The sequence below is a fragment of the Streptococcus sp. 2018162 genome (assembly GCF_019754175.1).
GTDB lineage: Bacteria > Bacillota > Bacilli > Lactobacillales > Streptococcaceae > Streptococcus > Streptococcus hashimotonensis.
The window spans coordinates 14,370-27,658 of sequence record NZ_JAIJZP010000009.1 but is presented as its reverse complement, the minus strand read 5'-3'; the positions used below and the strand labels follow the sequence as shown (position 1 = coordinate 27,658).

The following is a 13,289-nucleotide window of genomic DNA, read 5'->3' as shown; positions in this document are numbered from 1 at the left end:
TCTTGATAAAATAATATCAGCATATTATACCATAATTAGCGAAAAGAGTACAAGAAATGGATACTAAGAGCCTTTTGGTAACAGGTTATAGACATACAGACCTGGGAATTTTTTCAGAAAAAGATCCTCGACTGCACATTATTAAATCTGCAATTCGTAGGAATTTTATTCGTTTTTTAGAAGAGGGTGTTAGCTGGTTTATACTGACAGGTCAATTGGGCTTTGAATACTGGGCCTTAGAAGTCTTAGAAGATTTACGAGCCGAGGGGTATCAACTGAGTATTGCAACAATATTTCCATTTGAAAATCATGGCGAACAGTGGAATGAGGCTAACCAAGCAAAGTTAGCACGGTTTAAGCAGGTTGATTTTGTAAAGTATGCCTATCCACGCTATGAAAACCCAGGGCAATTTAGAGACTATAACCAGTTTCTGCTGGATAATACGACAGGTTGTTATTTGTTTTACGATTCTGAAAATGAAACCAATTTGAAATATTTATATCACATGGTCTTAAAGAAAGAAGGATATAATAGAAAAACGCTTACCTTTGAAGAATTGAGTGAGGAGGCTGAAAATTTTTCAAATTCTGAGTGATTTGACTTGATTTTTCCCTATTTTTTTTAATATAATAGGAGTAGTGACGTTTTAGATTAGGGAGAGAGAGATGGCAAGTATTAAATTTACGACAAAAGATATTTTTGAGCAAGATTTTAAAATTGGTTTTCGTGGCTATGATCAAGATGAAGTGAACGATTTTCTTGATGATATTATGAAAGACTACGATGCTTATGAAGCGATTATCAAGGAATTAAAAGGTGAAATTGCTCGATTGAAAGCGCAGGCAGCAAATTCTCCCAAAACAACTCTTCCTACTGAAGAATCAAACGACGTATTGCGTACAGAACGTCCATCTTCAGCGACAAACTTTGATATTCTCCGCCGTCTGAATCGTCTGGAGAAAGAAGTATTTGGAAAACAAATCGTTCAGGATCAAGAATAGAAAATTGTACACCTAAACTGACACTTTATTCGCAGTTATTTTCTTGTGCACAAATATATTCTGTATTTGTGTCAGAGATATTCCTTGATTTAAAGTGGCTTGCTTTGTAGATACAACTTCTAAGATAATTAAGGTGCAATTTTTGGATAATCGCGTGGTAGTTTTCTACCATGAGGAAAGTCCATGCTAGCACTGGCTGAGATGCCAGTAGTGTTTGTGCTAGGCGAATCAATAAGCCTAGGGACGCCCTTAGGCGTTACGGCGGTTAAAATGGCTAAGTCTTTTGATATGCCAGAGTAGATCTGAAAGTGCCACAGTGACGAAGTTTTTATGGAAACGTAAAAAATGGAACGCGGTAAACCCCTCAAGCTAGCAACCCAAACTTTGGTCGGGGCATGGGATGGATGGAAATGAACAGAAATCCTGACTGTTTAGACAGTAGACAGATGGTTATCGAAGGTGGTAGAACCTAGTACCACCGGAACAAAACATGGCTTACAGAAAATTGCATAAAATAGGTAGCTAGCTCTGCTAGCTTTTATTGTAGAGGAAAAAAATGAAAAAACAATTTGAGTTGATTGCAACGGCAGCAGCAGGTCTGGAAGCAGTTGTGGGTCGAGAAATTCGTAATCTCGGCTATGAATGTCAAGTGGAAAATGGCCGTGTTCGATTCCAAGGAGATGTAAAATCCATTATCGAAACCAATATCTGGCTGCGTTCAGCTGATAGAATTAAAATCATTGTTGGACAATTTCCAGCAAAGACTTTTGAAGAGTTGTTCCAAGGAGTTTTTAACTTGGACTGGGAAAATTACTTGCCTCTAGGCTGCAAGTTCCCTATTTCCAAGGCCAAATGTGTCAAATCGAAATTGCATAATGAACCGAGTGTGCAGGCTATTTCTAAGAAAGCAGTTGTTAAGAAACTGCAGAAACACTTCTCTCGTCCCGAAGGGGTTCCCTTGCAAGAGGTGGGGGCAGAGTTTAAAATTGAAGTGTCGATTTTGAAAGATGTGGCGACAGTCATGATTGATACGACTGGTTCTAGTTTGTTCAAACGTGGTTATCGGGTGGAAAAAGGTGGCGCCCCAATCAAAGAAAATATGGCAGCTGCTATTTTGCAATTATCGAATTGGTATCCAGATAAACCGCTTATTGACCCTACTTGCGGATCGGGAACTTTCTGTATTGAGGCAGCTATGTTGGCCAAAAATATAGCCCCAGGTTTGAAGAGAAGTTTTGCATTTGAGGAATGGCCGTGGGTTGAGGATCAATTGGTGGCTGCATTACGCAAAGAAGCACAAGCTTCTATCAAGGCAGATTTGGTATTAGATATTGCTGGATCAGATATTGATGCTCGTATGATTGAAATTGCGAAGAAGAATGCATTTGCGGCAGGAGTTGAGCAGGATATTGTTTTCAAGCAAATGCGTGTGCAAGACTTGCGTACAGATAAAATTAATGGTGTCATTATTTCTAATCCACCTTACGGAGAACGTTTGTTGGATGATGAAGCCATTGTTACCCTGTATCGAGAAATGGGGCAGACTTTTGAACCACTCAAAACATGGTCTAAGTTTATTCTAACTAGTGATGAGTTGTTTGAAACCCGTTTTGGACAGCAAGCGGATAAGAAGCGCAAACTGTATAATGGTACCCTAAAAGTGGATCTTTATCAATTTTTTGGTCAACGAGTGAAACGTCAAGTGTAAGAAGTGCAAGGATAGGAGGACATCGTGGGAGAAAAAAATAGTCATCATCTTCCTTTGGATGAGGAGAAAGTTTTAGATTTTGAAGTGGCGAAAGATTTAACAATCGAAGAAGCAGTCAAAAAACATAAGGAAATTGAAGCGGGTGTGACAGAAGATGATGGTCTCTTGGATCGTTATATCAAGCAACATCGCGCAGAAATTGAATCTCAAAAATTTGAAACCAAAATCAACCATCTTCCTTTAGTTGAGGTGGCTGATGAGGAAAAAAATCAAGGACATGAAAGCGCGGAAGAGGTAGAAGCAAATGAGTCTTCTCTTACGGAAGTTAGTGAGGAGATTGCTCCTATTGTAGAAGAACTTTCGGTAAGTCCGATGGAAACCTTGGAAGAAACAGTGATTGCAAGTACTGTAGCAATGGAGGGGTTATCTCCAGTGGCAGATGATTCTAGTTTAGAATTGGAAGAAGATGAGGCCGAAGACTTGGACCATAGTGAGGGCGCAGATAGGGACCAGAAAAAGAAATTTTACTTCTGGTCAGCAGTAGGGCTTTCAATGATTGGTGTAATGGCGACGGCGCTGGTTTGGATGAATTCGGTTAACAAATCGAATACTGCGACTTCTTCAAGTTCAACAAGTACAAGCCAGACGTCATCGACAGCATCAAGTTCGACAGATGCGAATGTGACCGCTTTTGAACAGCTCTATAATAGTTTCTTTACGGACAGTAGTTTGACCAAGCTAAAAAATTCAGAGTTTGGTAAATTAGCAGAACTGAAAGTGCTGTTGGAAAAATTGAATAAGAATTCGGACAGTTATACCAAAGCTAAAGAACAGTATGATCATCTTGAAAAAGCTATTGCAGCCATTCAGGCCATTAATGGTCAGTTTGATAAAGAAGTCGTTGTTAATGGTGAAATTGATACAACGGCGACGGTTAAATCAGGAGAATCTCTTTCTGCGACAACGACAGGGATTAGTGCGGTTGACAGTCTATTGGCATCGGTCGTGAATTTTGGTCGTTCACAACAGGAAGTCGCTTCGGCTACGGTAGCAAGTGAGGCTGCAGTCACAAGCAACCAAGGTGCTGATGAAACTGTATCTACTGGTGTACCAGCGACAACAGAAGTCGCTTCAACAACGGTTTCAGGCTCAACAACCGACTTTGGTATTGCCGTGCCAGCAGGTGTCGTCTTGCAACGTGACCGCAGTCGTGTTCCTTATAATCAAGCAATGATTGATGATGTAAACAATGAAGCATGGAATTTCAATCCAGGTATTCTTGAAAATATTGTGACTATCTCGCAACAACGTGGGTATATAACAGGCAATCAATATATCTTGGAAAAAGTCAATATTATCAACGGCAATGGCTACTACAATATGTTTAAACCAGATGGGACCTACTTGTTCTCTATAAATTGTAAGACAGGCTACTTTGTCGGCAATGGTGCTGGTCATTCTGATGCCTTGGATTATTAAACAAAAAAGCGGTTTAGCCGCTTCGGATTGAAGAAAAAGTCCATTTTGGACAGTTTTCTTCAATCTTTTTTTCTTTATGTTGAAAATAAAAAAACTCTCAGAAACGCCGAAATATCAATGTTTCTAAGAATTTAATGACTTGCTATCTTTCGCAAACTTCTTCAATTTTTTATATTTTTAGGAGTTTGTCTACGTTCTGAGCGGTTTATCCGCTTTTTTTGTTAGATTGGTTTTCTTTCAAAGGCATCAGTAGAGATTCCTTGAGAAAGGATTAGTTTGGCCCATTCTTTAGCTGAATGAAGGCTGTGGTCTTTGTAGTTACCGCAAGATTCAATGGTTGTCCCAGGAACATCCTCCCAAGTGATACCTTCTGCAATTTCTTCCAAACTCGACTTGATGACTTGAGCAATCTTTTCAGAGTCTTGTTTTCCCCACATAATCATGTGGAAACCTGTCCGACACCCGAAAGGAGAGCAGTCGATTAGCCCATCAATGCGCTGGCGAATTAGTTTAGCTAATAGATGCTCGATGGTATGTAGACCAGCTGTATCCATTGCATTTTCGTTGGGTTGGATAAGGCGAATATCAAAGTTTGTAATAATGTCTCCTTTGGGTCCGACTTCTTCAGAAATTAAGCGGATGTAAGGTGCTTTTACAATAGTGTGGTCTAGCTCGAAGCTTTCGACAGTGACTTCTTTTTTCATGTTTTCCTCCAAATAAGTGATGAATTTATTATACCATATTTGACAATTTGGAATTGTGAAATCGTTTCAAATATGATAAAATAGATACAGATTTTGTGAAAATCGAATTATAAAAAAGAGGTAGAAATATGGATATCATTACAGTAGTAGTGACCCTTGTTTCTGCTCTCATTGGTTTAGTATTAGGTTACTTTGCCATTTCTTTGAAGATGAAATCTGCAAAAGAAACTGCAGAATTGACACTTTTAAACGCAGAACAAGAAGCTAGTAATGTTCGTGGTCGAGCAGAAGAGCAAGCTGAGGTTATTCTAAAAACAGCTGAGCGCGATCGCCAGACCTTGAAAAAAGAATTACTCTTGGAAGCTAAGGAAGAAGCTCGTAAGTACCGAGAAGAAATTGCAGAAGAATTTAAGTCAGAACGTCAAGAGTTGAAGCAAATCGAATCACGCTTGACAGAGCGGGCGACCAGCTTGGACCGCAAAGACGATAATTTGACCAACAAGGAAAAGACTTTGGAACAAAAGGAACAAAGTCTGACCGATAAAGCTAAGCACATTGATGAGCGTGAACAAGAAGTTGTAAAACTCGAAGAACAAAAAGCTTTGGAGTTAGAACGAGTGGCGGCCCTCAGTCAAGAAGAGGCGAAGGAAATCATCCTTACCGATACACGTGATAAATTGACGCATGAAATTGCGACTCGTATCAAGGAAGCAGAGCGTGAAGTAAAAGAACGTTCTGACAAGATGGCAAAGGACTTGTTAGCCCAAGCGATGCAACGCATATCAGGTGAATATGTGGCTGAGCAGACGATTACATCGGTTCATTTACCGGATGATGCGATGAAGGGACGGATTATTGGACGTGAGGGTCGAAATATTCGTACCTTTGAAAGTCTCACAGGTATCGATGTTATCATTGATGATACACCAGAAGTGGTTGTTCTATCAGGTTTTGATCCGATTCGCCGTGAGATTGCCCGTATGACCATGGAGACCTTGCTTCAAGATGGTCGTATTCATCCAGCTCGTATTGAGGAGTTGGTTGAGAAACACCGTGTAGAGATGGATAACCGTATTCGTGAGTATGGGGAAGCTGCTGCCTATGAAGTTGGGGCACCAAACCTCCATCCAGACTTGATTAAAATCATGGGACGTTTGCATTTCCGTACCTCTTACGGACAAAATGTTCTTCGCCACTCAATCGAAGTTGCTAAATTAGCAGGTGTACTTGCTGCTGAATTGGGCGAGAATGTGAATTTGGCCCGTCGAGCTGGTTTCCTACATGACGTTGGTAAAGCTATTGACCGTGAGGTGGATGGAAGCCACGTTGAAATCGGTACAGAATTGGCTAAGAAATATAAAGAGAATCCAATTGTTATCAATGCGATTGCTAGTCACCATGGCGATGTAGAAGCGACAAGTACTATTGCAGTTATTGTGGCTGCGGCAGATGCTCTGAGCGCTGCTCGTCCAGGTTCGCGTCGTGAATCTATGGAAGCCTACATCAAACGTCTGCAAGACTTGGAAGAAATCGCCAACAGTTTTGAAGGGATTAAACAATCCTATGCTATTCAGGCTGGTCGTGAAATTCGGATTATCGTTCATCCTAACAAGGTCACTGATGATCAGATTACCATCTTGGCCCATGATGTTCGTGAGAAAATTGAAAATAATCTGGATTATCCAGGAAATATCAAAATCACAGTTATCCGTGAAACAAGAGCAACAGATGTTGCTAAGTAAATGTAGAAGAGTCCGAAGGGCTCTTTTTCTACTGGCTCAAAGTTCGTTTAGGATTGAGAACAGAAAATATTCTAATCGTATTTAAAAGCAGTTGAAATTCATGCTAAATTTTGTTACACTAGAATGAAAGATTTAAAAGGAGATATCATGAAAGAGCGAGGCTTACTCATTGTCTTTTCTGGCCCATCTGGTGTTGGAAAAGGAACAGTTCGAAAGGAAATTTTTGAAAGCTCTGATAATAAATTTGAATATTCTGTATCCATGACGACACGTCCACAGAGACCGGGAGAAGTTGATGGAGTTGACTATTTCTTCCGTAGTCGTGAGGAATTTGAAGATTTGATTCGCCAGGGTCAAATGTTGGAATATGCAGAGTACGTTGGAAATTACTATGGAACACCTCTGACCTATGTCAATGAAACTCTTGATAAGGGAATTGATGTCTTTTTAGAAATTGAAGTACAGGGTGCCCTCCAAGTGAAGAAAAAGGTTCCAGATGGGGTGTTCATTTTCTTGACACCACCTGACTTGGAGGAGTTGCAAGATCGCTTGATTGGTCGCGGAACGGATAGTGAGGAAATTATTGCTCAACGTATCGAACGTGCCAAGGAAGAGATCGCCTTGATGCGTGAGTATGATTATGCAGTTGTGAACGATGAAGTCCCGTTGGCTGCTGAGCGTGTCAAGCGTATTATCGAAGCAGAACATTTCCGTGTAGACCGAGTGATTGGTCGCTACGATGAAATGATTCGTGAACAGATAGCAGAACGATAAAAGAAAGAAGAGAGAATCGTATTATGATGTTGAAGCCGTCAATTGATACCTTGTTGGATAAGGTACCATCTAAGTATTCTTTGGTTATTCTTGAGGCTAAGCGTGCCCATGAATTGGAAGCAGGTGCCAAACCAACTCAAGAATTTACCTCAGTGAAATCCACCCTACGCGCCTTGGAAGAAATTGAATCAGGTAATGTAGTCATCCACCCAGACCCAGAAGCGAAACGTGAGGCTGTTCGTCGCCGTGCCGAAGAGGCTAAACGTTTGGCGGAAGAAGAAGAGCGTAAAATCAAAGCTCAAATTGCTAAAGAAAAAGAAGAAGGCGAAAAGATTTAGAAACAAGACTCGGTTGGGATTGCCATCCGGGTTTCTTTTCACTTTCGGAATGATGAAAGTTTTGACAGAAAGGAGCTAGGTCATTTAGTTTATCTTTTAATATTTGCTCCAACTAATAGTTGGAGGTTATACATAAAGTGAACCTTGTTCGCATCAGTCGTGGTATTAGAAGGTAAAATAAATGGAGATGGTATGTTAGCACAGATTATTGTAGACGTCCCTTTGATGCAGACAGATCAAGCTTATTCCTATCGCGTTCCAGCTGAGTTGGAAGAGGGGCTCATGGTTGGCGTGCGTGTCCATGTACCCTTTGGTAAGGGAAATCGGCTGATTCAAGGGATTGTGGTTGACTTGATTGATGAAGATGATGAAAATAAGGTACAAGACTTGAAAGAGCTTGCCGAGGTTTTGGATTATAGTCCTGTTCTCAATCAAGAGCAATTTTGGTTGGCGGATCAGATGAGGAAGTCGGTCTTCTCCTATAAAATTACTCTCTTAAAATCCATGCTACCCAGCTTGCTCAATTCGACCTATGACAAATTGCTCCGTCCAGGGCTTGGTTTGGAAATGGCAGAGCAGCTTAGTCTGTTTGGTGATAAGGAGCAGATTCGTTTTTCTGACTTGGACGTGACAGAGCAAGGGAAAATCATGCGTCTGGCCCAGTCAGGAAAAATCTTGGTAGACTATGTGGCCAAGGATAAGAAGCAAATCAAGACAGAAAAATGGTACCGAGTTTGTCTGGAGAAATTACGAGAAGCAGACATTAGCAATCGGGCTAAAAAACGGCAGCAGTTAAGGGAATTTCTTCTGGAACATTCTGAAGACCAGCTCCTTTCAAACTTAAAATCGGACTATTCAGCTGATACGCTCCGCTATTTCCAAGAAAAAGGCTATATAGAAGTCTGGGAAGAGGAAGTGTCGCGGACTCAGGGAGTTTTTGATAAGGTGGAAAAAACACAGGCCTTGGATTTGAATCCAGAGCAGGCCATTGCGGTTCGTGAGATTGTGGCCTCTATCGGTCAGGAAAGTCAGACATTTCTACTGCAAGGAGTGACAGGTTCTGGGAAGACGGAAGTCTATCTCCAGGTTATTGATAGGGTTTTAAAAATGGGGAAAACGGCTATTATGCTAGTACCTGAAATTTCCTTGACCCCTCAGATGACCAATCGTTTTATTTCTCGTTTTGGCCAGCAGGTGGCGATTCTTCACTCGGGTCTGTCTGATGGAGAGAAGTATGACGAGTGGCGGAAGATTGAGGCTGGAAATGCCCAGGTGGTTGTCGGAGCTCGCTCGGCTATTTTTGCACCATTGACAAACCTGGGTGTTATCATTATTGATGAGGAGCATGAGGCGACCTACAAGCAGGACAGCAATCCACGCTATCATGCGCGTGATGTGGCAAAGTTGCGGGCTGATTATAATCGAGCGACCCTGGTCTTGGGGTCTGCTACACCGAGTCTTGAAACACGAGCTCGGGCTAGTCGAGGAGTCTATGGAAGACTGACTCTTAACCAGAGGGCCAATCCCTTGGCTCGTATTCCAGAAGTGGAAGTTGTGGATTTCCGTGATTATATCGGTCAGCAGGAGGCTAGTAATTTTACCCCTGTTCTGATTGATAAGATTAGAGAAAAGCTAGCTCGTAAGGAACAGGTCGTTCTTATGTTGAATCGGCGTGGTTATTCTTCTTTTGTCATGTGTCGTGATTGTGGGAGTGTTGACCAGTGTCCCAACTGTGATATTTCCCTGACGCTCCACATGGACACAAAAACGATGAATTGCCACTATTGTGGTTTTCAAAAGGGAATTCCTCAGACCTGTCCAAACTGCCAAAGTCGTTCTATTCGTTATTATGGGACGGGTACGCAAAAGGCCTACGATGAATTGCAGGAGCTCTTGCCAGAAGCTAGAATTTTGCGTATGGATGTGGATACGACCAAGAAAAAAGGTGCTCATGAGGACTTGCTCGAACGGTTTGGTCGAGGCGAAGCGGATATTCTTCTGGGAACCCAGATGATTGCCAAGGGCTTGGATTTTCCCAATGTGACGCTGGTCGGGGTGCTCAATGCTGATACGGCCCTCAATTTGCCTGATTTTCGGTCTTCTGAGCGGACCTTCCAGTTGCTAACTCAGGTAGCTGGTCGGGCTGGTCGAGCGGATAAGGAAGGGGAGGTTTTGATTCAGACCTACAACCCCAATCATTATGCCATTGCTTTTGCCAAAGAGCAGGATTATGAAGGTTTCTATCGTTATGAGATGGGCATTCGGAAAAATCTTGGCTATCCGCCTTACTATTTTACAGTTAGCTTAACTTTTTCGCACAAGTCTGAAGAATTTGTCGTGAAAAAAGCCTATGAAACTGTTGCCTTTCTCCGTCAACACTTAACAGATGCAATTCAAATCTTGGGACCGACACCCAAGCCCATTGCCAGAACCCATAATCTCTACCACTACCAGATTATCTTGAAATACCGGCATGAAGATCGTTTGGAAGAGGTCTTGAACCAGATTTTGGATTGGACACAGGAGAGAGAAAATCAAGATTTGCGGCTGATTATTGACAATGAACCGCAGAATATGATGTGATACCTTCACTAGAAAGAAACTTATGAGCCTACTACCAATCAATCAATTTGCAAAAAAGAGCGGGGTAACTTCCGAAACCCTGCGGCACTATGATCGTATTGGTCTCCTAAAACCCTATTCTCAAAATGAGAGTGGGGTTCGTTTTTACCATGTGGAGAAATATGAAAAACTCAGTACCTTAGGTCAAGACTGGTATCAAGAAGAAGGAAAAGAAGCGGTTAGCCTTGAGCCAGGTAAAGTAATTGTTTTTGATTTTGAATTGACTGCTGAAGAATTAGCTGCCCTTCGTGCTCGTTGGAGCAACCAAGTTGTAGCTTGGAGTCAATTGGAACTCATCAATTACAATGTCACAAATATCATGAAAGATATGAGAAAACCATATTTGGTTGTAACTGCTGAAAATGCTTGGAGCCAGCCAGCTTCTCGTGAAATTTTTGATGCAGCTAAAAGTGAGGTAAAAGAATGGGTTGTAGTACCAGAAGCCAGTCACTTTGATATGTATGACCTTCATCCATTTGTAGATCTAGCTTTTGATGCTATCTTGCCATTCTTTGAAAAAAATCTATAATGGTAAAAGGCTCAGAGGTTGGACTTCTGAGTCTATTATGTTGAAATAATCAGTATGCAAAAAATGAATACTTGTATAACAAAGAAGTATTATACATGATTAGCATTTTTTAGTACAATAAGACTATAAAAAAATAAGAAATCACATCACTAACTGAATGTGAAAAGGAGTAAGTTATGTCACAGTTATTCAATCAACCTACAGTCACTTTAAACAATGGAATTCAAATGCCAATGGTTGGCTTTGGTGTTTTCCAAATTCCAGACCTAGAGCAATGTCAAGAAGTTGTTGAAGAAGCGATTCGAGTAGGCTACCGTCATTTTGATACTGCTCAAATCTACGGCAATGAAGTCGCTGTTGGCAAAGCGATCAAAGCTTCAGGCCTACCACGTGAGGAATTTTTCATCACTACTAAGCTCTGGGTTTCAGATTTCTCTTATGAGGGAGCTAAAGAGGCATTTACCACATCCTTGGAGCGACTGGACATGGATTATGTAGACCTCTATCTCATTCACCAACCATTTGGAGATATTTTTGGAGCTTGGCGTGCTATGGAGGAGCTCTACAAAGAAGGTAAGATTCGTGCGATTGGTGTATCAAATTTCAAATCAGACCAACTGGCCAACCTCGCTGTCTTTAATGAGGTAACCCCAGCAGTTAACCAAATCGAACTCCATGTCTTTAACCAACGGGATGAAGAACGTGCCTATATGGCAGAAAAAGGTGTCGTTGCGGAAAGTTGGGGAGCCTTGGCTGCTGGTCAATTCGATGTCTTCTCAAATCCAGTATTAGTTGAAATTGCTGGAAAATATGGGAAAACGACTTCTCAGGTTATGTTGCGCTGGCACTTGCAATCAGGCCTAGTTTCATTGGCTAAGTCCGTCACGCCAACTCGCATTCAAGAAAACTTTGATATTTTTGACTTTGAATTATCAGCTGAAGACATGAAAAAAATCACTACTCTAAATACAAATACAACACTTTTTGAAGATCATCACTCTGCAAAAGCTGTCGAAATTATTGCTGGATTTGTCGGCAAATCGTTCTAAGAAAAAAGATACTATACTCTGCGATTGTTCAATTGTTGAACAGTACAGAGTATTTTTTTTATAAAAGGAGAAAGGCAATGACAACTTTATTTATCAATGGCAGTCCAAATAAAAATGGGAATACAGTTGCACTAGCTCAAAAATTACTTGCTAATCAGGAATATGAAACCCTACATTTAGTAGATTACAAAATTTATGATTACGGTCAAGATTTTTCGGACGATCAATTCGAGGAGGTTATCCAAAAAGTCTTTGCTGCGGATACTTTGTTCATTGGCTCGCCCGTTTATTGGCACAGTATTAATGGTTTGGTCCGAAAAATTTTGGATCGCCAATACGATGTGGTGACAGACGAGTTGGTTGGAAAAAAAACTTTTCAAGGCTCTGCTCCAACACAAGAAGTGTTAGACATGGGGGACTATACTATGAGTCGCTATGCTGGACTTTATGGAATGGATTATCAGGGAATGGTGAATAGCTAAAAAAACTAGACGGAAGTGTCTAGTTTTCTGTTAATTGTGACAAAATAGCTTTGTTTTTCTTTAAGACAGAGATATAGAAAGTTTTTGTGGCTTCCTTATCAGAAATGGGAACATGGACCCTCTGACTATCATTTTCTGACGATTGTTGGGTGATGTTTGTAGAGAAACTTGGCAGAGCAGAAGCTGAAACCAATTCTTCAAAGGCATCCCAATCTTTTTGAACAATGAATTTTGTCTCAGTCAAACTATCAACGAGTGGTTGCCAAATTCCCAAATCAGACCGTAATAGCATGGTCAAATCAGCAAGATCAGAAAGTTGTATCTCTTCTCGCAAAGCAAATGGATGAGCAGGAGGTACAGAGAGGTAGAGTTGCTCCATGAAGAACCCAGTTGATAGGATACCGTCTTCATTTAGAAGAAAATCTGTTACGATGAATTGATAGTGTTCGTCCAACAGGCCAGAAATTAATGCTTCATTTTCTTGTAAATCCAGATGAATTTCTTGGTTGATTTTTTGTTCAGCAAGTCTGGACCGTAGTTCCCATTCAACCCCGGGAGCACAGATGCCGCCAAACAAGGTAGTTGCCTGCATCGAAAAGCGTTGGACATTTTCGAGAAAGGTTTGACCTTGCTTCAACAATTTTCTTGCCTGTTTGACAGTGTATTCCCCTGTTTCTGTCAAGACAAGCTTATTTTTACTTCGTTGAAAGAGTTGAACTCCTAATTCATCTTCCAAGCTCTGCATATTGCGCGTTAGCGAGGGCTGAGAAATCAATAAAACTTCTGCTGCTTTGGACAAGGTCCCCTGATCTGCAAAGGCGATGAGCTGTTCTAATTGTTGAAGTTGTAACATCTGGTCT

General features: G+C 41.1%; 13 protein-coding genes and 1 other RNA gene. 12 read left to right on the top strand and 2 right to left on the bottom strand.

Annotation, left to right across the window (positions count from 1 at the left end):
* Positions 1-56 precede the first annotated feature (56 nt).
* The 5 genes from K5Q22_RS07645 (at position 57) to K5Q22_RS07625 (ending at position 4,189) form a co-directional block, all read left to right on the top strand.
* Positions 57-596: a DUF1273 domain-containing protein gene (locus tag K5Q22_RS07645; RefSeq protein ID WP_205014354.1), complete on the top strand. Its 540-nt coding sequence runs from the start codon at positions 57-59 to the stop codon at positions 594-596.
* Positions 597-666: 70 nt separating this feature from the next.
* A complete protein-coding gene (gpsB, locus tag K5Q22_RS07640; RefSeq protein ID WP_004194167.1) occupies positions 667-1,002 on the top strand; it encodes a cell division regulator GpsB in 336 nt (111 codons plus the stop codon).
* Positions 1,003-1,140: 138 nt separating this feature from the next.
* An RNA gene (gene rnpB, locus K5Q22_RS07635) (RNase P RNA component class B) lies at positions 1,141-1,505 on the top strand.
* Between the two features lie 53 nt (positions 1,506-1,558).
* Complete coding sequence (locus tag K5Q22_RS07630; protein WP_205014355.1) at positions 1,559-2,710, top strand: class I SAM-dependent RNA methyltransferase; 1,152 nt, start codon at positions 1,559-1,561, stop codon at positions 2,708-2,710.
* A gap of 24 nt (positions 2,711-2,734) precedes the next feature.
* Positions 2,735-4,189 carry a cell division site-positioning protein MapZ family protein gene (locus tag K5Q22_RS07625; RefSeq protein ID WP_205014356.1) on the top strand — a complete coding sequence of 485 codons (1,455 nt, stop codon included), beginning with the start codon at positions 2,735-2,737 and terminating at the stop codon, positions 4,187-4,189.
* Positions 4,190-4,410: 221 nt separating this feature from the next.
* On the opposite strand, the gene K5Q22_RS07620 is transcribed toward K5Q22_RS07625, so the two are convergent.
* Complete coding sequence (locus tag K5Q22_RS07620; protein ID WP_004194159.1) at positions 4,411-4,893, bottom strand: S-ribosylhomocysteine lyase; 483 nt, start codon at positions 4,891-4,893, stop codon at positions 4,411-4,413.
* Between the two features lie 128 nt (positions 4,894-5,021).
* On the opposite strand from K5Q22_RS07620, the gene K5Q22_RS07615 reads away from it, so the two are divergent.
* The 7 genes from K5Q22_RS07615 to K5Q22_RS07575 all read left to right on the top strand — a co-directional run bounded on the left by K5Q22_RS07615 (position 5,022) and on the right by K5Q22_RS07575 (position 12,429).
* On the top strand, positions 5,022-6,635 hold the full coding sequence (locus K5Q22_RS07615; protein WP_024384085.1) for a ribonuclease Y: 1,614 nt from the start codon (positions 5,022-5,024) through the stop codon (positions 6,633-6,635).
* A 147-nt stretch (positions 6,636-6,782) separates the two neighbouring features.
* Complete coding sequence (gmk, locus tag K5Q22_RS07610; protein WP_024384084.1) at positions 6,783-7,409, top strand: guanylate kinase; 627 nt, start codon at positions 6,783-6,785, stop codon at positions 7,407-7,409.
* Positions 7,410-7,432: 23 nt separating this feature from the next.
* Positions 7,433-7,747, top strand: a complete 315-nt coding sequence (rpoZ, locus tag K5Q22_RS07605; protein WP_004194153.1) for a DNA-directed RNA polymerase subunit omega — start codon at positions 7,433-7,435, stop codon at positions 7,745-7,747.
* Between the two features lie 192 nt (positions 7,748-7,939).
* A complete protein-coding gene (locus K5Q22_RS07600; protein ID WP_205014357.1) occupies positions 7,940-10,330 on the top strand; it encodes a primosomal protein N' in 2,391 nt (796 codons plus the stop codon).
* A gap of 22 nt (positions 10,331-10,352) precedes the next feature.
* Positions 10,353-10,898, top strand: a complete 546-nt coding sequence (locus tag K5Q22_RS09800; protein ID WP_239514874.1) for a MerR family DNA-binding transcriptional regulator — start codon at positions 10,353-10,355, stop codon at positions 10,896-10,898.
* A gap of 176 nt (positions 10,899-11,074) precedes the next feature.
* On the top strand, positions 11,075-11,947 hold the full coding sequence (locus K5Q22_RS07580) for an aldo/keto reductase (RefSeq protein ID WP_105133949.1): 873 nt from the start codon (positions 11,075-11,077) through the stop codon (positions 11,945-11,947).
* A gap of 77 nt (positions 11,948-12,024) precedes the next feature.
* On the top strand, positions 12,025-12,429 hold the full coding sequence (locus tag K5Q22_RS07575; protein WP_205014358.1) for a flavodoxin family protein: 405 nt from the start codon (positions 12,025-12,027) through the stop codon (positions 12,427-12,429).
* A 19-nt stretch (positions 12,430-12,448) separates the two neighbouring features.
* On the opposite strand, the gene K5Q22_RS07570 is transcribed toward K5Q22_RS07575, so the two are convergent.
* A complete protein-coding gene (locus K5Q22_RS07570) occupies positions 12,449-13,282 on the bottom strand; it encodes a LysR family transcriptional regulator (RefSeq protein ID WP_105133948.1) in 834 nt (277 codons plus the stop codon).
* Positions 13,283-13,289 lie beyond the last annotated feature (7 nt).